Annotated in this window: 17 protein-coding genes; 7 read left to right on the top strand and 10 right to left on the bottom strand. The window is 61.4% G+C overall.

Annotated features, from left to right (window positions below; genetic code table 11):
• Window positions 1-95: 95 nt before the first annotated feature.
• The 7 genes from nlpI to queA form a co-directional block, all read right to left on the bottom strand.
• On the bottom strand, window positions 96-1,001 hold the full coding sequence (gene nlpI, locus I6L33_RS13470; RefSeq protein WP_017765919.1) for a lipoprotein NlpI: 906 nt from the start codon (window positions 999-1,001) through the stop codon (window positions 96-98).
• 132 nt (window positions 1,002-1,133) lie between these two features.
• Window positions 1,134-1,502 carry a rhodanese-like domain-containing protein gene (locus I6L33_RS13465; RefSeq protein WP_010634304.1) on the bottom strand — a complete coding sequence of 123 codons (369 nt, stop codon included), beginning with the start codon at window positions 1,500-1,502 and terminating at the stop codon, window positions 1,134-1,136.
• 99 nt (window positions 1,503-1,601) lie between these two features.
• The gene (secF, locus tag I6L33_RS13460; RefSeq protein WP_005299746.1) at window positions 1,602-2,549 is read right to left on the bottom strand and encodes a protein translocase subunit SecF; all 948 of its coding nucleotides are present in this window, start codon (window positions 2,547-2,549) and stop codon (window positions 1,602-1,604) included.
• Window positions 2,550-2,558: 9 nt separating this feature from the next.
• Window positions 2,559-4,412: a protein translocase subunit SecD gene (gene secD / locus I6L33_RS13455; RefSeq protein ID WP_005299734.1), complete on the bottom strand. Its 1,854-nt coding sequence runs from the start codon at window positions 4,410-4,412 to the stop codon at window positions 2,559-2,561.
• A gap of 18 nt (window positions 4,413-4,430) precedes the next feature.
• Complete coding sequence (gene yajC, locus I6L33_RS13450; protein WP_005299732.1) at window positions 4,431-4,766, bottom strand: preprotein translocase subunit YajC; 336 nt, start codon at window positions 4,764-4,766, stop codon at window positions 4,431-4,433.
• Window positions 4,767-4,816: 50 nt separating this feature from the next.
• Window positions 4,817-5,953: a tRNA guanosine(34) transglycosylase Tgt gene (gene tgt / locus I6L33_RS13445; RefSeq protein WP_010634306.1), complete on the bottom strand. Its 1,137-nt coding sequence runs from the start codon at window positions 5,951-5,953 to the stop codon at window positions 4,817-4,819.
• A 121-nt stretch (window positions 5,954-6,074) separates the two neighbouring features.
• Complete coding sequence (gene queA / locus I6L33_RS13440) at window positions 6,075-7,142, bottom strand: tRNA preQ1(34) S-adenosylmethionine ribosyltransferase-isomerase QueA (protein WP_010634307.1); 1,068 nt, start codon at window positions 7,140-7,142, stop codon at window positions 6,075-6,077.
• Between the two features lie 211 nt (window positions 7,143-7,353).
• Here queA and I6L33_RS13435 point away from each other — a divergent pair, with 211 nt between their 5' ends.
• The 3 genes from I6L33_RS13435 to ahpF all read left to right on the top strand — a co-directional run bounded on the left by I6L33_RS13435 (window position 7,354) and on the right by ahpF (window position 10,740).
• Window positions 7,354-7,800 carry a CBS domain-containing protein gene (locus I6L33_RS13435; protein WP_017765922.1) on the top strand — a complete coding sequence of 149 codons (447 nt, stop codon included), beginning with the start codon at window positions 7,354-7,356 and terminating at the stop codon, window positions 7,798-7,800.
• A gap of 661 nt (window positions 7,801-8,461) precedes the next feature.
• Window positions 8,462-9,028, top strand: a complete 567-nt coding sequence (gene ahpC, locus I6L33_RS13430) for an alkyl hydroperoxide reductase subunit C (RefSeq protein ID WP_005299724.1) — start codon at window positions 8,462-8,464, stop codon at window positions 9,026-9,028.
• 125 nt (window positions 9,029-9,153) lie between these two features.
• Window positions 9,154-10,740, top strand: coding sequence for an alkyl hydroperoxide reductase subunit F (gene ahpF / locus I6L33_RS13425; protein WP_025201838.1), 1,587 nt, complete (start codon window positions 9,154-9,156; stop codon window positions 10,738-10,740).
• 63 nt (window positions 10,741-10,803) lie between these two features.
• Here ahpF and I6L33_RS13420 read toward each other — a convergent pair whose 3' ends face one another.
• Window positions 10,804-12,096, bottom strand: coding sequence for an MFS transporter (locus I6L33_RS13420; RefSeq protein WP_099358398.1), 1,293 nt, complete (start codon window positions 12,094-12,096; stop codon window positions 10,804-10,806).
• A 171-nt stretch (window positions 12,097-12,267) separates the two neighbouring features.
• Between I6L33_RS13420 and I6L33_RS13415 the strand changes: the two genes are divergently transcribed.
• Both I6L33_RS13415 and I6L33_RS13410 read left to right on the top strand, forming a co-directional pair.
• A complete protein-coding gene (locus tag I6L33_RS13415) occupies window positions 12,268-13,599 on the top strand; it encodes a GAF domain-containing sensor histidine kinase (protein ID WP_005299715.1) in 1,332 nt (443 codons plus the stop codon).
• A 109-nt stretch (window positions 13,600-13,708) separates the two neighbouring features.
• On the top strand, window positions 13,709-13,954 hold the full coding sequence (locus I6L33_RS13410; protein ID WP_005299713.1) for a hypothetical protein: 246 nt from the start codon (window positions 13,709-13,711) through the stop codon (window positions 13,952-13,954).
• A gap of 91 nt (window positions 13,955-14,045) precedes the next feature.
• Here the strand turns inward: I6L33_RS13410 and I6L33_RS13405 are convergent, their stop codons facing one another.
• Complete coding sequence (locus I6L33_RS13405) at window positions 14,046-14,795, bottom strand: class I SAM-dependent methyltransferase (RefSeq protein WP_216972689.1); 750 nt, start codon at window positions 14,793-14,795, stop codon at window positions 14,046-14,048.
• Between the two features lie 468 nt (window positions 14,796-15,263).
• Between I6L33_RS13405 and I6L33_RS13400 the strand changes: the two genes are divergently transcribed.
• Both I6L33_RS13400 and I6L33_RS13395 read left to right on the top strand, forming a co-directional pair.
• Complete coding sequence (locus I6L33_RS13400) at window positions 15,264-16,805, top strand: arylsulfatase (protein ID WP_017765927.1); 1,542 nt, start codon at window positions 15,264-15,266, stop codon at window positions 16,803-16,805.
• A 112-nt stretch (window positions 16,806-16,917) separates the two neighbouring features.
• Window positions 16,918-18,216, top strand: a complete 1,299-nt coding sequence (locus tag I6L33_RS13395) for an anaerobic sulfatase maturase (RefSeq protein ID WP_216972688.1) — start codon at window positions 16,918-16,920, stop codon at window positions 18,214-18,216.
• Between the two features lie 182 nt (window positions 18,217-18,398).
• Here I6L33_RS13395 and gcvP read toward each other — a convergent pair whose 3' ends face one another.
• Window positions 18,399-21,275 carry an aminomethyl-transferring glycine dehydrogenase gene (gene gcvP / locus I6L33_RS13390; RefSeq protein ID WP_216972687.1) on the bottom strand — a complete coding sequence of 959 codons (2,877 nt, stop codon included), beginning with the start codon at window positions 21,273-21,275 and terminating at the stop codon, window positions 18,399-18,401.
• Between the last annotated feature and the right edge of the window lie 180 nt (window positions 21,276-21,455).

Genomic DNA, 21,455 nt, shown 5'->3' with positions numbered 1-21,455 from the left:
TGCAATGGCGCCGTAAAACCTGACACCCAAACAGCAAAAAGGCCTCGCTATGAGGCCTTTTCCATATCGTTCAAAGCGGCGACAGCCAGCAAGATTCAGGATGCCTGCTTGCTGCTCTTGCCCTGGGCACTCTGGGCGCCGGGCGGCAGGGGTTTGCGCGCCATCAGCTCCAGCTCGAGCAGGGCATATCTGTGCTCGATGAAGTCATACACGTTGTTGGCCAGCGCCAGCTTGAAGTAGCTGATGGCCTCCTTGCGATTGCCCCTGGCCAGCTCGAACTTGCCAAGGTAGAAGTAGGTCTCGCACAGGCGCTCGGCGAGCTCCCGGTTGTCCTTCACCCCTTTCACCACATTGCCCATCAACTGGGTAGCGTTGAGCTCGCCGGTATAGAGGCGCACCAGATCCCAGTTCCAGGCGTCGTCGTCATACTTGTTGAGCCGCTCGCGCATCCGGCTCATGGCGGCCGGCGCATTGAGCTTCTGCTCGGCCAGATAGAGCCAGATCACCCGGTAGGGATCTTCCGGCTGCGCCTCGTAGAAGCGCTTCATATCGGCTGCGGCAAGCTCGGGGCGATTGCCGTAATAGAGCGCAATACCACGGTTCAGATAGGCATAGTCATAATCGGGAGCCAGCTCGAGGGCGGAATCAAATGCCTCGTAGGCTTCGTCATAATTCTGCTGCTGCACCAGATAGACGCCGATGAAGTTGTAGGCTTCGGCGAAATCCGGCTTCTCCCGCAGGGCACGGTTGAAATCCAGCCGCGCCAGAGAGCGCAAGCCTACCCGGTCAAACACGACAGCACGCTCATAAAACAGTTCGGCCCGTTGCTCGGTGGTCAATTCCATCTCACTGAGCATCTGCCCGAGTCGCGCCAACGCCAACTCGCTCTGGTAAGAGACCTGCAGGGGGGTCGCCAATACCAGTGAAGCGGGTTGCGGCTTGGGAACTTGAGGCGTTTGAACCTGACTGCTACTGCTGCAACCCCACATGGGGAGCAGCAACAGGATACCAAGGAGGTATCCAATCCCTTTCCTGACGTTCAATGAACACTCCGACGCTTACGCTTGACCCGGCATATGGTAAAGGTCAGCCGACACTTTGTCATGTGGCTGAGCCTCTCTCCCTCAAATAAATCAGGATTCGACAGGGTATCCGGCATCACACCAGCCCCGAAAGCCACCATCCACGCTGACCACCCGGCCGTAGCCCATCTTCTGCAGGTTCTCCGCCACCAGAATGGAGCGAAAACCGCCACCACAATAGAGGTAGAGCTCGGTGTCGGGATCCGGATAACGAGTCTCGATATCCCGTTCGATCACCCCGCGCCCGAGGTAGGTCGCGCCCGGCAGATGGCCCCTGGCCCACTCGCTCTCTTCCCGCACGTCGACCAGGTGAAAGGTGCGCCCCTCCTCCTGCCAGCGCTTGATCTGGTGCACGTCGGTCTCCTTCACATGGGGGCGAATGGCCTCTACCAGCGCCAGAAAACGGGGATTGTGTTGCATGGCTTGCTCCTTGCCTCTTGGCCAATGGCCGTGGGTGAAACCGTCATAATGGCTCACCCGGATGATAAGAGAAAGGGCGCCTCGTGGCGCCCTTGTCATTTACGGCAGGATCTCTTGCTGATCCGCGCCCTCTTTCTCCACCTGGGTCGGCAGCATGTGCTCCCGCTTGACCCCGAAGAACATGGCGAACGAGCTCGCCACATAGATGGAGGAGTAGGTACCAAACGCCACACCGATCACCATGGCCACCGAGAAACCGTGGATCAGCGGACCGCCCTTGAGCAGCAGCGCCAGCACCACCACGAAGGTCAGGCCGGAGGTGATGATGGTCCGGCTCAGGGTCTCGGTCATGGAGAGATCCAGGATGTACTCGGTATCCCCCTTGCGCACCTTGCGAAAGTTCTCCCGCAGGCGGTCGAACACTACGATGGTGTCGTTCAGGGAGTAACCCACGAGGGTCATCAAGGCCGCCAGCACGGTCAGGTCGAATTCGTACTGGAAGTAGGCGAAGACGCCCAGGGTGATCACCACGTCGTGCACCAGGGAGAGGATGCCGCCCATGGCCAGACGCCACTCGAAGCGTACCGCCACGTAGATCATGATGCAGATGATGGAGGCCAGCATGGCCAGCGCACCGTCCGTCGCCAGCTCGTCACCCACGGAGGGGCCGACGAACTCCACGCGCTTGAGCACGGCGCCCTGATCGATCACCTTGGCGGCCGCCAGCACCTCGTTGCCCTGCTGCTCCACCTTGACCCCCTCTTTCGGGGTCAGGCGCACCAGCACGTCACGGCTGGAGCCGAAGTGTTGCAGGGTCGCCCCTTCAATCTTCTGCTCGTCCAGCACCTCGTGCATCTTCTCCAGGCTCACCGACTGCTGGAAGCCCACCTCGATGGTGGTGCCGCCGGTGAAGTCCAGACCCCAGTTCAGACCCCGATCGAACAGGAAGAACAGGGAGATCACCATCAGCAGGGTAGAGAAGACCACACCCGGCTTGGCAAAGCGCATGAAGGGGATGGGCTTTTCAAAATGTAGAATCTGAAACATGTCTCTTCCTTAGATCGGCAGCTTGTCGAGGCGCCGACCACCCCAGGCCAGGTTGATGATGGCGCGGGATACCGTGATGGCGGTAAACATGGACGCACTCAGACCAATCCCCAGCGTCAGGGCGAAGCCCTTGATGGCGCCGGTACCGATACCGAACAGGATCACACAGGTGATGAGCGAGGTGATGTTGGAGTCGGCGATGGTCGAGAATGCCCGATCAAAGCCCAGGTGGATCGCCTGCTGCACGCCGCGGCCGTTGCGGATCTCTTCACGAATGCGCTCGTAGATCAGCACGTTGGCGTCCACCGCCATGCCCAGCGTCAGCACGATACCGGCGATGCCCGGCAGGGTCATGGTGGCCCCCGGGATCATCGACATGATGCCGACGATCAGCACCAGGTTCATGGAGAGGGCAATGTTGGCCACCCAACCGAAGGCACGGTAGTAGATCCCCATGAACAGCACGATCACCAGCATGGCCCAGCCGATGGCTTCCATACCGCTGTCGATGTTCTGCTGACCCAGGCTCGGGCCAATGGTGCGCTCTTCCACGATCTGGATCGGGGCGATCAGCGCACCAGCACGCAGCAGCAGCGCCAGGTTGTGGGCTTCGTTGGCGTTGTCGATGCCGGTGATGCGGAACTGGCTGCCAAGGCGCGACTGGATGGTGGCGACGTTGATCACCTCCTCCTGCTTGCGGAACTTGCGCTTGCCGTCCGGACCCGGCTGACCGACCGGCTTGTATTCGATGAATACGGTGGCCATGCCCTTACCGACGTTGTCCTTGGTAAAGTTGGCCATCTTGTTGCCACCCTGGCCATCGAGCTTGATGTTGACCTGGGGACGGCTGTATTCGTCGAAACCGGACTGGGCACCCACGATGTGGTCACCGGTCAGGATGATGCGCTTTTGCAGCACCACCGGACGACCGTTGCGATCGTTGTAGACCTTGGAGCTCGGCGGTACGCGACCGTCGGCCGCAGCCTGGATGTCGGCGGTCTCATCGACCATGTGGAATTCCAGGGTCGCGGTCGCGCCCAGGATCTCCTTGGCACGGGCGGTGTCCTGGATACCAGGCAGTTCCACCACGATGCGCTCGGCACCCTGCTGTTGTACCAGCGGCTCGGCGACACCCAGTTCGTTCACCCGGTTGCGGATGATGGTGATGTTCTGCTCGAGGGCGTACTTCTTCACCTCCTTGACCTTGGCTTCACTTAAGGAGGCCAGCAGGACGAACTCGTCCCCCTTCTGCTCGGTGGTAAAGGTGAGATCCGGGTTCTGACGACGCAGGAAGGAGACCGCCTTGCTCTGGTCGGCTTCGTCGCGGAAGACCACCTGTACCTGATCACCGACCCGGCGCACGCCGGAGTAACGGATCTTCTGGGTACGCAGCTCGGAGCGGAAATCCTGCACCATCTGCTCCTGCTGCTTGGCCAGCGCTTCGGCCATGTCCACTTCCATCAGGAAGTGCACGCCGCCACGCAGGTCCAGACCCAGCTTGAGCGGGTTGGCACCAATGGCTTCGAGCCAGGCAGGGGTGGAAGGCGCCAGGTTGAGCGCGGTGATGAAGTTGTCACCCAGCTTGTTGGCGACCAGATCGCGCGCCTTGAGCTGCTCTTCGGTGTTCTTGAAACGGATCAGAATGAAGCCGTGTTCGAACGCCGCATGCTTGACCGGGATCTTCGCCTCGTCGAGGGTCGCTTTCACCAGGTCAAGGGTATCAAGCTTGACTTCGGCACCCCGGCTGGCAGAGATCTGCAAGGCCGGGTCTTCGCCGTAAAGATTGGGGGCTGCATATAGAAAACCGATGGCGATCACCACGATCACCATCAGGTATTTCCACAGCGGATAGCGATTTAACACGCTGTGCTCCTCGGGAGATTAGAGGGACTGGATAGAACCCTTGGGCAGAACGGCAGAGACGAAATCACGCTTGATGGTGACCTGGGTCTGATCGTTCAGGGACAGCACAATGTATTCGCTGTCGGCGGAAACCTTGGCGATCTTGCCGACCAGGCCGCCGGAAGTGAGCACTTCGTCACCCTTGGAGAGGGAACTCATCAGATTGCGGTGATCCTTGGCACGCTTGGCCTGGGGACGATAGATCATGAAGTAGAAGATGAGACCGAACACGGCCAGCATGATGATCATTTCCATGCCACCACCCTGTGCCGCCGGAGCCGCGCCTTCTGCATATGCCTTGGAGATAATGCTCATTTAACAACCTCTTATTGATGTAAATTTGATAACTAGCTTATAAATCGTTGTTATTTCACGTCATTTTCAGCTAACGGAGGCACGGGCTTCCCTTGCCGACGGTAAAACTCAGTTACAAAGTCGTCTAATTTACCCTGCTCGATCGCGTCCCGCAAACCCTGCATCACACGCTGGTAATAACGCAGGTTGTGAATGGTGTTCAGACGGGCACCGAGGATCTCGTTGCACTTGTCCAGATGGTACAGATAACTGCGGGTGTAGTTCTTGCAGGTGTAGCAGTCGCAGTCCGCATCCAGGGTGCTGGTGTCCTCGCGATACTTGGCGTTGCGGATCTTGACCACCCCGTCGGTGGTGAACAGGTGACCGTTGCGGGCGTTGCGGGTCGGCATCACGCAGTCGAACATGTCGATGCCGCGGCGCACCCCTTCCACCAGATCTTCCGGCTTGCCCACCCCCATCAGGTAGCGTGGCTTGTCGGCCGGAATTTTTGGGCAGACGTGCTCGAGGATGCGATGCATGTCCTCTTTGGGCTCACCCACCGCCAGACCGCCGACCGCGTAGCCGTCGAAGCCGATCTCCAAGAGACCGTCCAGCGACACATCCCGCAGATCTTCGTACACGGAGCCCTGGATGATGCCGAATAGGGCGTTCTTGTTGCCCAGTGCATCGAACTTGTCGCGCGAGCGCTTGCCCCAGCGCAGGGACATCTCCATCGACTTGCGCGCCTCTTCGTAAGTGGCCGGGTACGGCGTGCACTCGTCGAAGATCATCACGATGTCGGAGCCCAGATCGTACTGGATCTCCATGGATTTCTCGGGGTCGAGGAAGATCTTCTCGCCGTTGATGGGGTGACGGAAGTGCACCCCCGCCTCGGTGATCTTGCGGATGTGCCCCAGGCTGAACACCTGGAAACCGCCGGAGTCGGTCAGGATCGGGCCCTGCCAGTTCATGAAGTCATGCAGATCGCCGTGGGCGCGCATCACTTCCTGCCCCGGGCGCAGCCAGAGGTGGAAGGTGTTGCCAAGCAGGATCTGGGCACCGGTCTCGCGTACCTCTTCCGGGGTCATCCCCTTGACGGTGCCGTAGGTGCCGACCGGCATGAAGGCCGGGGTCTGCACGGTACCGCGCTCGAATACCAGCTGACCGCGACGGGCACGGCCGTCGGTGGTTTTCAGTTCAAATTTCATTGCTACCTCGGTTTCAGTCAGAGAAACAGTCTGACAAATAGTAGGGCCGCACCGGCCCGGTACAAGAAGCCGGCCGAGATCCTGACGATCAGGTCCTGAACGGCTTCTGAAGGGCAGCCGCTTAAGCCGCTGCCCGGCGACGGGTGACGAACATGGCGTCCCCGTAGCTGAAGAAACGATACTGCTCGGCCACGGCGGCCTGATAGGCGGCCATGACGTTGTCATAGCCGGCAAAGGCGCTGACCAGCATGATCAGGGTCGACTCGGGCAGATGGAAGTTGGTGACCATGGCATCGACCACCTGGAACTGGTAACCCGGGAAGATGAAGATGTCGGTGTCGCTGAAAAACGGCGCCAGCGGCTTGCCCTGGGCCAGGGTCACCTTGGCCGCACTCTCGAGCGAACGTACCGAGGTGGTCCCCACCGCAATCACCCGGCCGCCGCGGGCACGGGTCGCCGCGATGGCGTCCACCACCTCCTGCGGCACTTCGGCGTATTCCGAGTGCATGTGGTGATCTTCAATCTTGTCCACCCGCACCGGCTGGAAGGTGCCCGCCCCCACGTGCAGGGTGACGAAGGCCGTTTCCACGCCCTTGGCACGAATTTTCTCCAGCAGCGGCTCGTCGAAGTGCAGGCCGGCGGTCGGCGCCGCCACGGCACCCGGCTTCTGGTTGTAGACGGTCTGGTAGCGCTCCTTGTCGGCATCCTCGTCGGGACGATCGATATAGGGAGGCAGCGGCATGTGGCCGATGGCTTCCAGGATCTCCAGCACCGGGCGCGGGTCCAGGAAGTGGATCTCGAACAGGGCGTCGTGGCGGGCGCGCATCTCGGCCTCGACGGGCACGCCGTCGGCTCCGGCATCCAGGATCAGGCGGGTACCTGGCTTGGGGGACTTGGATGAGCGCACGTGAGCCAGCACGCTGTGCTCGTCCAGGATGCGCTCCACCAGCACCTCCAGCTTGCCGCCGCTGGCCTTCTGGCCAAACATGCGCGCAGGGATGACCCGGGTATTGTTGAACACCAGCAGATCACCGGGGTTGAGCTGGTCCAGCACATCGACAAATTGACCGTGGCGCAGGGCGCCGGTTTGACCGTCGAGCTGCAGCAGACGACTGGCGGTACGCTCCGCCATCGGATAGCGGGCAATCAGCTCGTCTGGCAGATCAAAATGAAAATCGGATACTTGCATCTTTCACCTCGGGGGAATCGGCGGCTAGTCTAGTTATCCCCCTCTTGCAAGGCAACCCAAAAGACCAAAAACCCAAGAGAGACAAGGGATAGCGAGCAATTATGTGAAGCAGGGCCAGTTAAGAAACCTTTAAGGTTTTGTATTGACCCTGATCATGTTTTGCCGAAGGGGGCTGGGCTAGGGTGAAAGCAGATACACAAGGAGGCCCACCATGATGACCCTATCCGAGATCATGACTGAACACCCCTTCACCCTGGGTCCGGAAAACAGCGTCAAACAGGCGATGGACCTGATGCAGCAGGAGCGGATCCGCCATATTCCCATCGTTGACGACCACCATCATCTGCTGGGCTTGGTCACCCTCTCCGATATCCTGGCCACCCGCGAATCCAAGCTGCTGCTGATCAATCCGGAGCGGGAGGCGGAGTTCACCGACAGCGTGCAGCTCGACGAGATCATGACCCGCCAGGTGGCGAGCGTGGATCCCCATGCCGGCATCAAGGAGGCGGCCCTCTATCTGCAGCGCCACAAATATGGCTGCCTGCCGGTACTCAAAGGGCACAAGCTGGTAGGCATAGTCACCGAGTCGGACTTCATTGCCGTGGCCATCAATCTGCTGGAGCTGATGGAAGAGCAGGAGCCATCTGATGACTTTTGATCTGCGAAACCTGTAATTAAATTACAATAAAAGCGTTTTCAGCCTGAATTATCGGCATAAATGGTGAAACACTTTCATTTTGACTGAAAAATTACACCACCAGCTTGCTTTGTGATCTGCATCACACTATCATGACCGCCATGCAATAGTTGCCGAGGGGGAGACGAGGGATTGTGCACCCATCCTCTTCCTCTCATTTGTCTGCAAGTTTGCACACCCCGTAGTTAGTCTTTGCTGTAAAGCTTTTGTTTATATAGCCATTCCTTGTTTGATGACCCGGCCTTGTCCTTGCGACGACGCCGGGATTTTTTTATCCGCGTTGTACCCCTCCCCTTCACCTGGCACGCTCGCGCCGCCCGTTTGCTCCCCCCCGACGCCCCTCTGCGCCACGACTTGACGGCCCTCTCCCCTCTCCCCTTGAAAAGCCGAGGTCGCGCACAGATGTTGAATCTCGACAAGGAGTTATCTCTGCATGCTGGCGATATTCATGTTAGGTACAGCAGAGGTGGTTTATCTAATAAGTCGATTTAAGTGATTCAAAATTGCGGCTTTGACCGATTAGGAAAAGCCCCTATGATGAACCCATCGAAAGTTAAACGCCTCGTCTGGCACGACTCTTCACTACCGGACGAGCACATGTACATCACCAAGGAGCAAATACATGTCTACCTACATCAACACTGAAATCAAGCCGTTCAACGCCACCGCCTACCACAATGGCAAATTCGTTCAGGTGTCTGACGCTGACCTGAAAGGCAAGTGGTCCGTGGTGTTCTTCTACCCGGCTGATTTCACCTTCGTCTGCCCGACCGAGCTGGGCGACCTGGCTGACAACTACGCCGAATTCCAGAAGCTGGGCGTCGAGATCTACGCCGTCTCCACCGACACCCACTTCACCCACAAGGCCTGGCACGACACTTCTGACACCATCCAGAAGATCCAGTACCCGATGATCGGCGACCCCACCGGCACCATCACCCGCAACTTCGGCGTGATGATCGAAGAAGCTGGTCTGGCTGACCGCGGTACCTTCGTCATCGACCCGCAGGGCATCATCCAGATCGTTGAAATCAACGCTGGCGGCATCGGCCGTGACGCTCTGGAGCTGCTGCGCAAGGTCAAGGCTGCCCAGTACGTTGCCGCTCACCCGGGTGAAGTGTGCCCGGCCAAGTGGAAAGAAGGCGACGCCACCCTGGCCCCGTCCCTGGATCTGGTAGGCAAAATCTAAGCCTCCCCGCTCTGAAGACCGGCCCGTTCAAGGGCCGGTTTTGTTTACGGACCTCAGAACAGGCGCCGGTCTGCTTTCTGGCCTGACAAAACGCCGACCCGCATTCAACAAGAAGGAATTCGACCATGTTAGATACCAACCTCAAACAACAACTCAACGGTTACTTGCAGTACATCGTCAATCCCATCGAGATCAGCGTGTCCGGCAACGACAGCGACAAATCCGCCGAACTGCTGGCATTGGCCAGCGAGATCGCCGAGATGTCCCCCAAGATTACCCAGACCTCTGGCACCAATGCCCGCAAGCCTTCCATGAGCGTCGCGCCGAAGGGCCAAGCCCCGCGCGTTCATTTTGCCGGCATCCCCATGGGTCATGAATTCACCTCCCTGGTGCTTGCCCTGCTGCAAAGCGGCGGTCACCCCTCCAAGGCCGATGCGGCCGTGCAGGAGCAGATCCGCAATCTGAAGGGCGAGTTCCACTTCGAGACCTATATTTCGCTCTCTTGCCACAACTGCCCGGACGTGGTGCAGGCGCTCAACCTGATGGCGACCCTGAACCCCGGCATCACCCACACCATGATCGACGGCGCCCTGTTCCAGGACGAGGTCAACGAGCGCCAGATCATGGCGGTACCGAACGTCTACCTGAACGGTCAGCCGTTCAGCCAGGGCCGCATTTCGCTCGAAGAGATCGTCGCCAAGCTCGACACCGGCGCCGCCGAACGCAAGGCTGAAGAACTCAACGAAAAAGCCCCCTACGACGTGCTGGTTGTCGGTGGTGGCCCGGCCGGCGCCGCAGCGGCCATCTATGCCGCCCGCAAAGGCATTCGCACCGCCATCGTCGCCGAGCGTTTCGGTGGCCAGGTGATGGACACCGTCGGCATCGAGAACTTCATCTCCGTGCCCTACACCGAAGGCCCCAAGCTGGCCGCCAGCCTGGAGCAGCACGTCAAGCAGTACGGCGTGGAAGTGATCACCGAGCAGCGCGCCGCCGCCATCAGCCGTGATGGCTACGTCAACGTGGATCTCGCCTCTGGCGCCACCTTGAAGAGCCGCGCCGTGATCCTGGCGACCGGTGCCCGCTGGCGCGATCTGAACGTGCCGGGCGAGCTCGAGTACCGCACCAAGGGCGTGGCCTACTGCCCGCACTGTGACGGCCCCTTCTTCAAGGGCAAGCGGGTTGCCGTGATCGGTGGCGGCAACTCCGGCATCGAGGCGGCCATCGACTTGGCAGGCATCGTCGAACACGTCACCGTGGTGGAGTTCGCCGACACCCTGCGTGCCGACGAGGTGCTGCAGAAGAAGGCCCGCTCCATGGGCAACATCGACATCATCATGAGTGCCCGCACCACCGAAGTGATCGGTGATGGCAGCAAGGTGGTGGGCATGGATTACGAAGATCGCACCACAGGCGAGATCAAGCACCTGGCGGTGGCCGGCATCTTCGTCCAGATAGGCCTGGTGCCGAACACCGAGTTCCTCAAAGGGAGCGAAGTGGCCCTGACCCGCTTTGGCGAAATAGAGATCGACACCAAGGGCGCCACCTCCCTGCCCGGCGTCTACGCCGCAGGGGATGCCACCACAGTGCCGTTCAAGCAGATCATCATCTCCATGGGCGCAGGGGCGACCGCCGCGCTGGGGGCGTTTGATTACCTCATTCGCAACCCGGCGCCAGAAGCCGCTGCGACCAAGGCCGACGCCGTGACCGCCTGATAGCGACCAGATGGACAAAAAGCCGACTCACAGAGTCGGCTTTTTTTATCGGTGCGAAAAGGCTCAGCCGGCTTTCGACGGTTGGACCTCATCCGGCTCGGGCGTGGCATAGCTGGCGGGCACCGCCTCCCCGTCCAGATCCGTTCTGGGCTCCAGCTCCGCCGTCATGGGGGTATTGGGCGGCACCGGGATGAAGACCTGATGATCGGCCAGCGGAATGGGGGCCCGCTGCCGCTTGCGCCAGCCGAGATAGCCTGCCAGCAGCAGACCGCAGAGGGCAAAGTAGACGAACAGCCCCTCTGGCCCGAACTGCGCCATGACAAACGGTGCCAGCAGCGGCCCGGTCATGGCCCCCAGGCTGTAGGCGAGCAGCAGCCCCTGATTGGCCCCCAGCACCTGATCCGGGCGCAGCTCGTCGCAGGCGTGACTGAGGCTCAGGGGATAGATGGAGAACGCCATTCCTCCCAGCAGGAACACCAGCCCCCCCTCGGCGGGGCCGCGCCAGGCATCCGGCAGCAGCACCATCAACAGGGCCAGCAGCGCCAAGACGGCGCCGAGCAGCAGGATCACCCCTCGCCTGTCGTAACGATCGGAGAGGCGACCGATGGGGTACTGCAGGCACATGCCCCCCAGGATCACCAGCGCCATCATCTCCGCCACCTGGGAGAGGGACGAGCCGCTGTCGGTGAAATAGAGCGGTAGCAGGCCATAGATGGCCCCCAGCACCAGACCGGAGGTAAAGCTGCTGCCCATCCCCGCCGGAGTGAGCCGCACCAGCTCCAAGACGCCGACCGGCTGGGGCGCCACCATGGCAGGGGTCGCCACCCGGGAGATAGCCAGCGGGATCACCGACAGGGTCGCCGCCATGGCGCACAGGGCGAACGGGGTCAGCACCATGGGATCCACCCACTTGAGCAGCAGCTGTCCCAGCGCCAGGGAGCCGTAGAGCAGGATCATGTAGAGGGACATCAGCCGGCCCCGGTTGGCCGGGGTGCTGGAGACCAGCATCCAGGACTCCAGCACCACGAACAGGCCGCCGGTGGCAAAGCCACCCACCAGCCGCAGCGCCGCCCAGCTGAGCGGCTCCACCACCATGCCGTGCAGCAGAAACAGAAAGCAGAGCAGGGAGGCATAGGCCGCATAGGCCCGGATATGGCCCACCCGGATGATGAGGCGGGCATTGACGAAGGCCCCCAGCACCAGACCGCCGAAATAGGCGGCCGAGACCAGGCCGATGGCCTGGGCCGATACCTGCTCGGCAGAGAGGCGCACCGTCAGCAGGGTGTTGAACATGCCGTGACCCAGAATGAAGATCACCAGGCTGGTCAGGGGTGAGAGGAACCTTGCGAGTGTCATGGGGTCTCCCTGGTTGGCGCAATTGTGAGCAAAACAGTCATGGTACCGTTTGCTTCCCGCTCGCTTCAACCCCGCGGGATCAGTCAACTCATGACACGCAGGGCCCGCGCCGGACAACTAGAATGGGAATACAGTCCACTCACCCCAGCCCCAGCAAACAGGAACGCCTTCATGTCTGCGAGCCTATCCAAGTACCCGATCGCCCCCGAGTTCGAGATCCCGGACTCCCTGCGTCTCTCCTGGCAGAAGACCGTCAACCTGATGGCTGAGCTGTTTCACGTGCCGGCCGGGCTCATCATGCGGGTACACCCTCGCGAGATAGAAGTGTTCATCACCAGCCAGACGCCGGACAACTGCTATCCGGCCGGGGCCCGCGAGCACCTCGACTCCGGCCTCTATTGCGAACGGGTCATGGATACCCGCCAGGAGCTCCTGGTGCCCAATGCCCTCAAGGATCCCGAATGGCAGCACAATCCGGACATCAAAGTCGGCATGATCTCCTATTGCGGTCTGCCGCTCTGCTGGCCCGATGGCAGACTCTTCGGCACCATCTGCGTGCTGAGCCGGGAGGAGAACGACTACGGCGGCCTCTACCGGCAACTGCTCCTGCAGTTTCGTGATTCGGTGCAGCAGGGCATGCACACCCTCTACGACAATATTCGTCTGCAAGAGACGCAAGAAGAGCTGGAGCAGCACAAGTCGCAGTTGACCCACACCCTCGACAGTCTGAAAAAAACCCAGGAGGAGCTCATCCACACCGAAACCCTGGCGGCGCTGGGAGCCATGGTGGCCGGCATCTCCCATGAGCTGAACACCCCCATCGGCAACGCCCTGATCGCCACCACGGCCCTGCAGGAGCAAACCCGGCAGCTGGCCGCCCAGCTGGGGGCTCAGACTATCCGTCGCACCACGCTGGAGGAGTTTGTGCACGCCAGCCAGGAGATGAGCGAGCTGGCCCTGCAGGCCATCACCCAGTCGGCCAAGCTGATCAGCAGCTTCAAGCAGGTGGCCATCGAGCAGACCTCGGAGAGCCGGCGCAGCTTCGATCTCAGGCGCCTCATCGACGACAACCTGGCCAACCTCAAGGCCGGCCCCGGGTTTGAGCAGGTCGTGCTGCACAATCTCATCGACGAGGAGCTGCTCTGCGACAGCTACCCGGGCCCCCTCAGCCAGGTGCTGCTCAACCTGATCCACAACGCCCTCCTCCATGGCATCGGGGATCGCCAGGATGGACGCATCGAGATCCGGGCCCATCAGGACCAACAATCCATTCATCTGGAAGTGCTGGACAACGGTCGCGGCATGGCGCCCAACGTACTGGCCCACATCTTCGATCCCTTCTTTACCACCACCCTGGGCAAGGGGGGCTCCGGACTGGGGCTCTCCATCTGCCGCCGCATCGCCACCTCGGTGCTGGGTGGTGGCCTGACGGCTCGCTCGGCGCCGGGCAAAGGCAGCTGCTTTACCCTCTCCTTTCCCCGCATTGCCCCTGGCCGCGTCTGAGAGGCAGAACTCAGCCCCTCTCGCAGAGTGAATTGAGTTGCGATGCCGGCCAACACAAGGGCGGCGGTGAGGTCTATCCTTGCTGATGTCCACCAGCGAGGTAATCAAGATGAAACCAGCCCTGTTTCTGTTAACCCTGCTCTTTACCGGCAGTGTGCTCGCCTTTCACTGTCCCGCCGACATGAAGAAGATTGACGATGCCCTGGCCAAGTCTCCGCCGCTGAGCACCGAGCAACTGGCACAGGTGAAGAAACTGCGTGCCGAAGGCGAAGCGCTGCACAATGCGGGCAAGCATCAGGAATCCGTCGATACCCTGGCCAAGGCGATGGCCATGCTGGGCCTGAACAAGGGTTAGCCCGGCGGCAACCCACTGGCAGCGAGCCAATTGCCCTGCCCCCTTGCGGCCCCTCGTCCCGGATGCGAGGGGCCGCTTTTATCTGACCCGGCTACACCCGGCCGCTGTAGAGCAGGGTGTTGTAGTTGAAGGCAATCACGCCGTTGACGGCGTGGCGCTCAAATTCCTGGGCAATCAGCGCCGTCAACTCGGTATGGGCCTGCGAACCGGCCACCGGGGCATAGGAGGAAGAGTTGAGCCGCCCCAGCACCCCGTCGAGATCGAACAGCTGACGGTTGGCGAAGCGCTCGAGCCGGTAATCTCCCTCGAAGAAGGCGGCAAAATCCGCCTCCCCCAGATTGCGATGATTGACCTCCGCATAGTCCCCCGAATAGGTGCGCAGCCCCGCCTCGTAGGCCTTGAGAAACGGGGTGTCAGTCAGCCTGTCGTTCCAGATAAGGGCCACTCTGCCACCTGGCTTTAGCAGGCGCCGACACTCCTGCTTGAAGGCGGGACGATCGAACCAGTGAAACGCCTGGGCCACTGTGATGAGATCCACACAGCCATCCGGCAGACCGGTGACCTCGGCCCGGCCGTCAGACCAGCCGACATTGGCAACCCCGGCCAGCAACTGCTGCGCCGCCTCGCGCATCTCCTGATTCGGCTCCACTGCCCAGACCCGCTCCACCCGAGGGGCCAGCAGCGCCGTCAGGATACCGGTGCCCGCTCCTATGTCGGCCACCTGGCTAGCGGGTCCCATGGCCAGTTCATCGGCCAGAAAGTCCAGCATGGCCGGCGGGTAGCCGGGGCGGTATTTCACATAAGCCTCAACGCGAGCTGAAAATCGTTCGGTATTGTCCATTCCTCTCTCCTGCCATGTCGCCACCTGATGGCGCTGCTGCGCTGCTTGCCAGCGCCCCCATACCGATGCACCTCGTGGTCATCCGGTCGCAGCGGGCACAGACCCATGCCCCCCTTCTGAGCGGGTGGCACATCATCTATCTGACCAGATTGACCTGTCATGGCACCGGAATAAAGAGGCGCCTCACCCTTTTCCTGCCACGCCTGCCACGCACAACTCGATCACGCAGGTCTGCTCGGCGACATGGGATCGCCATCACACTCTGCACACGGCACAACTGACATTCAGGTTATTAGTTGACGGTTAAGTAATAAGCTGGGGGCTTGCCGCGTCATTCTTCGCATGAGGCCCCCGGGCTCAACGGGCCGCCGTGTCATGAATGCTCAAGTCGTTCGGCCAACGAGGTTTTTTTCTGAGCCTACACGGAGCGAAAAGATGCAACTAGGGAAAATATCGGCGGCGGTGAGCATGATCCTCTCTGCCGGCGTCATGGCAAAAACGGATAAACCGAACATAGTGGTCATCTTCGGTGACGACATCGGCTGGCAGAACGTCAGCGCCTATGGCATGGGCACCATGGGTTACACCACCCCCAACATCGACCGGATCGCCAAGGAGGGGATCAAGTTCACCGATCACTACGCCCAGCCGAGTTCGACGGCGGGCCGCGCCGCCTTCCTGACCGGCCAGTACCCCATTCGCTCCGGCATGACGACGGTTGCCATGCCAGGTGGCGCCCTGGGCCTGAAGAAAGAGTCCCCGTCTCTGGCCGAAGTGCTCAAAGCCGTCGGCTACAAGACCGGTCAGTTCGGCAAGAACCACCTGGGGGATCACAACTTTGCCCTGCCGACCGTCCACGGCTTCGACGAATTCTTCGGCAACCTCTATCACCTCAATACCCAGGAAGAACACGAGCAACGGGATTACCAGAATTTTGCCAAACAGTATTCAGGCTCGCTCGAGGCGTACAGCAAGAAGTTCGGTACCCGCGGCGTCCTGCACTGCTATGCCACCGAGACCGAAGACAAGACGGTTGACCCGCGTTTCGGCGAAGTCGGCAAACAGAAGTGCACCGATACCGGCCCGCTGGGTCAGGAGCGGATGAAGGAGTTCGACCGCGCCGAGATGATCCCGGCCGCCCTCAAGTTCATCGACGGCTCGATCAAGGAAGACAAGCCCTTCTTCACCTGGGTCAACACCAGCCGCATGCACCTCTATACCCGTCTCAACGACAAGTGGCGCTACGCAGCCGAGCAGTACACCAGCGAATACGACTACCATGGCAGCGGCATGATGCAGCACGACAGCGACATCGGCTATCTGCTCGACGAGCTGGAAAAACGGGGGCTGAAAGAGAACACCATCGTCATCTATACCACCGACAACGGTCCGGAACACTCCTCCTGGCCTTATGGCGCCACCACGCCGTTTCGCGGCGAGAAGATGACCACCTATGAGGGGGGCGTCCGGGTGCCCATGATGGCGCGCTGGCCGGCCCAGATCCCGGCGGGTGGCGTGCTCAACGGCATCCAGGGTCACCAGGATCTCTTCACCACCCTGGCGGCGGCAGCGGGTGTCCCCGACGTCAACAAGAAGATGATGGACGAGAAGAAGCAGTACATAGATGGCGTCAACAACCTCGCCTACTGGGAAGGCAAGAGCAAGGAGTCGGCTCGCGACTCCATCTTCTACTACTTCGAGGACAAGCTCTCTGCGGTGCGAGTCGGCCCCTGGAAGTTCCACTTCGCGGTGGCCGAAAACTACTATGACAACCTCACCCCGCTCTCCAAGCCCAAGCTCTACAACCTGAGAGCCGATCCGTTCGAGAGTTACGACTCCGTCGATGCCAACGGCCACTTGTTGCAGAAGATGTCCTGGATGCTGGCACCGGTCAGCGAGATGGTCGGCGAGCACGTCAACACCCTGGTCAAGTATCCGCCGGTTCAGGGGAGTACCACCTTCGACATGGCCAAGGTCATTCAGGAAGCCATGCAGAAAACTCAGCAGTAAACCACGCGGCGGAGGGTTATCCCTCCGCCATCTTCTTCATGCGGCAGAGCTGGGCACCTCGTCAGGCACCCACCCCGGACCGACCTCGCCCGCCGCCACCAGCAGAGTAACGATGAACAAGATCCGGACCCGTGACACCACGCACCTGGACGTCACCCCGCTCAAAACCGCCAGCCGTGACAGCAGCGGCGCCTATGCCCGCCGCTTCCACGTCATGGCCAAACCGGGTGGCTCCAAGTGCAACATTGATTGCCAATATTGCTTCTACCTGCACAAGGAAGATCTGCTCCATCAACCGAGACAACCCAGGATGGATGAAGAGACGCTGGAGACCTTCATCCGCAGCTACATAGAGGGGCAGGATGGCGACGAGATCGTCTTCTCCTGGCAGGGCGGTGAACCGACCCTGCTCGGCATCGACTACTTTCGCCGGATAGTGGCGCTGCAACAACAGCATTGCCCGCCCGGGGTCAGCATCCGCAACGACCTGCAGACCAACGGCATCCTGCTCAATGACGAGTGGTGCCGGTTTCTCAAGGAACACGGCTTTCTGGTTGGTCTCTCCATCGACGGGCCCCGCGCACTGCACGACAAATACCGGGTGACCCGCAGCGGCAAACCCACCTTCGATCTGGTGATGGCGGCGGCCGCGCTGCTGCGCCAGCATCAGGTTCCCTTCAATGCCCTGACCGTCATCAACCGGCACAATGCAAAATATCCCCTCGAGGTGTATCGCTTTCTGACCCGGGAGCTGGGGGCCAGCTACATCCAGTTCACCCCCTGCGTCGAGGCCAGCGACTTCAAACGCACGGCCCCGCAATTCTGGAACGACAGCATGCTGCCCCTGGTCGGCAGCGAGCTGAGCAAACCCGGTCACCCCATGTCGATCGTCACTGACTGGTCGGTGGATCCCGATGACTGGGGCACCTTTCTGGCAACCGTGTTCGAGGAGTGGGTCAACAACGACCTGGGGCGCGTACTGGTCAATCTGTTCGAAACCGCCGTGGCCCAGACCATGGGATACCCCTCCCAGCTCTGCGTCACCGCCGAGTTTTGCGGCAAGGCCCTGGCCATCGAGCACGATGGCAGCGTCTTCTCCTGCGATCACTTCGTCTATCCGGAGTACCGGCTGGGGGATATCAAACAGCGCCCCTTGAGCCACATGGCCTTCTCCACCCGCCAGGAGGCCTTTGGCATGTCCAAGCGGGACAGTCTGCCCGAATATTGCCGCCAGTGCCCCTACCTGACGCTCTGCTGGGGCGAATGCCCCAAGAATCGCCTGGTCAGGGCCCCGGATGGCGAGCTTGGCCTGAACTACCTCTGCCCCGGGATCAAGCACTTCTTCGACTACGCCGCCCCCATACTGGCAGGCATAGCCCAGGTGTTGACGACGCAGCAGCAGAGCAGATAAGCCGGCAGGCCCTGGTTCCGGGTCTACCAAATGCCCATAAAAAAATCCGAAACCCGCCAACGGGTTTCGGATTTTGACACCTTGATAGCTCTGCTCAGCCCTATTGCCCGACCAGGCCCTGCCGATGCAGGGCCTTTTTTACCAGGTCATTGTTTACCAGGTCACGCTGAGCACCTCTGCGCTTACTTGGCGTAGTCCTCGGTCGGGATGCAGGAGCAGAACAGGTTGCGATCGCCGTAGACGTCGTCGATGCGGTTGACCGACGGCCACAGCTTGGCGGCGCGCACGGCGTCCGACGGGAACACCGCCTCGGCGCGGCTGTAGCCACGATTCCACTCAGCGTCCATCACGTCATCCTGAGTATGCGGAGCATGCACCAGGGGGTTGTCGGCGAGGCTCCAGTGGCCGTCCTGCACCTTGGCGATCTCGGCACGGATGGCGGTCATCGCCTCCACGAAGCGGTCCAGCTCGCGCTTGGATTCCGACTCGGTCGGTTCGACCATCAGGGTGCCCGCTACCGGGAAGCTCATGGTCGGCGCGTGGAAGCCGTAGTCCATCAGGCGCTTGGCCACATCCATCTCGCTGATGCCGGACGCTTCTTTGAGCGGGCGGATATCCAGGATACACTCGTGAGCCACCCGACCGTTGCGCCCGGAGTAGAGCACGGGGAAGGATTCACCCAGCTTCTTGGCCAGGTAGTTGGCGTTGAGGATGGCCACCTGAGTGGATTTCTTCAGCCCCTCGTCGCCCAGCATGGCGATATACATCCAGCTGATGGGCAGGATACTGGCCGAGCCGAACGGTGCCGCCGACACGGCGCCGTTGTTGCGACTCTCCTTGTCGGTCTTGACCACGGCGTGACCGGCCACGAACGGCGCCAGGTGTTTCTTCACGCCGATGGGGCCCATGCCCGGGCCGCCACCGCCGTGAGGGATGGCGAAGGTCTTGTGCAGGTTGAGGTGCGACACGTCCGCCCCGATAAAGCCCGGCGCCGTCAGCCCGACTTGCGCGTTCATGTTGGCACCGTCCAGGTAAACCTGACCACCGTGCTGGTGAACGATGTCGCACACCTCCTTGATGGTCTCCTCGTACACCCCGTGGGTGGAGGGGTAGGTCACCATCAGGCAGCTAAGCTGATCCCCCGCCTCGGCGGCCTTGGCGCGCAGATCGTCCAGATCCACGTTACCCGACTTGTCACAGGCGGTGACGATGACCCGCAGGCCCGCCATCTGGGCGGAGGCCGGGTTGGTACCGTGCGCGGACGCCGGAATGAGGCAGATGTCGCGATGCCCCTCGCCGCGGGACTCGTGGTACTTCTTGATGGCGAGCAGGCCGGCGTATTCGCCCTGGGCGCCGGAGTTGGGCTGCATGCAGACCGCATCGTAACCGGTCACCTTCACCAGCCAGTTTTCGAGGTCGGCCAGCAGCAGCTGATAACCCTTGGCCTGGGCCAGCGGGGCGAACGGGTGCAGCTTGCCAAACTCGGGCCAGGTCACCGGGATCATCTCGGCGGTGGCATTGAGCTTCATGGTGCAGGAGCCGAGCGAAATCATGGCGTAGTTGAGGGCCAGATCTTTGGCTTCGAGACGGTGGATGTAGCGCAGCATCTCGGTCTCGGAGTGGTACTTGTTGAACACCTCGTGGGTCAGCACGGCGTCGGTGCGCAGCAGATCCTGCGGGATGGCGTGATGGGCCTGGGCCGCCTTGTCGAGGGCCTCGATGTCCAGACCGTGCCCTGTGCCCAGGAACAGATCGAACAGCTCGGCCACATCGCCACGGGTGGTGGTCTCGGAGAGGGAGACACCCACCGCACCGTCCAGATCCGCGCGCAGGTTGATGCCGAGCCCTTCGGCCTTGGCAATGAGCGCAGCCTTCTCGCCCGTCAGCACAGTCAGGGTATCGAACCAGCTGGCATGCTTGAGGGCCACGCCCTTGGCCTTCAGACCGAGCGCCAGAATGGTGGTCAGACGGTGCACGCGGGAAGCGATGGTTTTCAGTCCCACCGGGCCGTGGTAGACGGCGTAGAAGCTCGCCATGTTGGCCAGCAGCACCTGGGCGGTACAGATGTTGGAGTTGGCCTTCTCGCGGCGGATGTGCTGCTCGCGGGTCTGCATCGCCATGCGCAGGGCGGCCTTGCCACGGGCATCCTTGGAGACGCCGATGATGCGGCCCGGCATGGAGCGCTTGTAGGCATCGCGGGTGGCGAAGAAGGCGGCGTGGGGGCCACCGTAGCCCATGGGCACGCCGAAGCGCTGAGCCGAGCCCAGCACCACGTCGGCCCCCAGCTCGCCCGGGGATTTGAGCAGCAGGAGCGACAAGATGTCGGCGCTGACGCAGGCCAGCCCTTTCTGGGCCTGCACCGCGGCGATAAGCGCCCGCAGATCTTTCACTTCCCCCGTGGTGGTGGGGTACTGGAACAGGGCACCGAACACCTCTTCGGCGCAGGCCTGCTCGGCCGGGCCGACTGCCACGTCAAAGCCGAAGTGAACCGCCCGCTCCTTGACCACGTCGATCACCTGAGGGTGCACGTCGTCGGCCACGAAGAAGAGGTGGGATTTGGACTTGGCCATCCGCTTGGCCAGCGCCATCGCCTCGGCGGCGGCGGTGGCTTCATCCAGCAGGGAGGCACTGGCCAGATCCATGCCGGTGAGATCCAGGGTCAGCTGCTGGAAGTTGAGCAGGGCTTCGAGACGACCCTGTGCCAGCTCGGGCTGGTACGGGGTGTAGGCGGTGTACCAGCCCGGATTTTCCAGCACGTTGCGCAGGATGACGTGGGGCACGTGGGTGTCGTGATAGCCCATGCCGATGTAGCTCTTGGCCACCTTGTTCTGGGCGGCATAGCCCTTGAGCTTGGCCAGCGCTTCCACTTCGGTCATGGAGGCACCGATGCCGAGCGGGCCCGGCCGGCGAATGGCGGCGGGGACCGTCTGCTCAATCAGATCGTCCAGGCTCTCGGCGCCCACCACGGCCAGCAGGGCGCGCAGATCTTCCTCACCCGGCCCGATGTGACGGCGGATGAAATCGGTTTTTTGCTCGAGTTCAAACAGTGACTGGGTCATTTCCCTATTCCTGATAAAAAGTCCTGATAACTAAGTGCCTGACAGCCGGCCTCGGCCGGCTTCACTCATGTTCGGGTGGCAGGGTGGCCCCTGCCGGCACCGGATGTCGCTCATAGCGACAGGGGGTCGTCTTGCGGCTGTCCGGTTGGCCGTGGGCAAACCGGGACGGACGACTTCACC

This window comes from Aeromonas sp. FDAARGOS 1403 (genome assembly GCF_019047325.1).
In the GTDB taxonomy this organism is placed as follows: Bacteria; Pseudomonadota; Gammaproteobacteria; order Enterobacterales; family Aeromonadaceae; genus Aeromonas; species Aeromonas dhakensis.
The sequence above is the reverse complement of the archived record's forward strand: the minus strand, read 5'-3'. Positions and strand labels throughout refer to the sequence as shown.

Bases quoted from the DNA above. Each gene is read 5' to 3' on its own strand.
- I6L33_RS13465 (WP_010634304.1), bottom strand. From the start codon at position 1,502: ATGCAACACAATCCCCGTTTTCTGGCGCTGGTAGAGGCCATTCGCCCC.
- secF (WP_005299746.1), bottom strand. From the start codon at position 2,549: ATGTTTCAGATTCTACATTTTGAAAAGCCCATCCCCTTCATGCGCTTT.
- yajC (WP_005299732.1), bottom strand. From the start codon at position 4,766: ATGAGCATTATCTCCAAGGCATATGCAGAAGGCGCGGCTCCGGCGGCA.
- tgt (WP_010634306.1), bottom strand. From the start codon at position 5,953: ATGAAATTTGAACTGAAAACCACCGACGGCCGTGCCCGTCGCGGTCAG.
- queA (WP_010634307.1), bottom strand. From the start codon at position 7,142: ATGCAAGTATCCGATTTTCATTTTGATCTGCCAGACGAGCTGATTGCC.
- I6L33_RS13435 (WP_017765922.1), top strand. From the start codon at position 7,354: ATGATGACCCTATCCGAGATCATGACTGAACACCCCTTCACCCTGGGT.
- ahpC (WP_005299724.1), top strand. From the start codon at position 8,462: ATGTCTACCTACATCAACACTGAAATCAAGCCGTTCAACGCCACCGCC.
- ahpF (WP_025201838.1), top strand. From the start codon at position 9,154: ATGTTAGATACCAACCTCAAACAACAACTCAACGGTTACTTGCAGTAC.
- I6L33_RS13420 (WP_099358398.1), bottom strand. From the start codon at position 12,096: ATGACACTCGCAAGGTTCCTCTCACCCCTGACCAGCCTGGTGATCTTC.
- I6L33_RS13415 (WP_005299715.1), top strand. From the start codon at position 12,268: ATGTCTGCGAGCCTATCCAAGTACCCGATCGCCCCCGAGTTCGAGATC.
- I6L33_RS13410 (WP_005299713.1), top strand. From the start codon at position 13,709: ATGAAACCAGCCCTGTTTCTGTTAACCCTGCTCTTTACCGGCAGTGTG.
- I6L33_RS13405 (WP_216972689.1), bottom strand. From the start codon at position 14,795: ATGGACAATACCGAACGATTTTCAGCTCGCGTTGAGGCTTATGTGAAA.
- I6L33_RS13400 (WP_017765927.1), top strand. From the start codon at position 15,264: ATGATCCTCTCTGCCGGCGTCATGGCAAAAACGGATAAACCGAACATA.
- I6L33_RS13395 (WP_216972688.1), top strand. From the start codon at position 16,918: ATGAACAAGATCCGGACCCGTGACACCACGCACCTGGACGTCACCCCG.
- gcvP (WP_216972687.1), bottom strand. From the start codon at position 21,275: ATGACCCAGTCACTGTTTGAACTCGAGCAAAAAACCGATTTCATCCGC.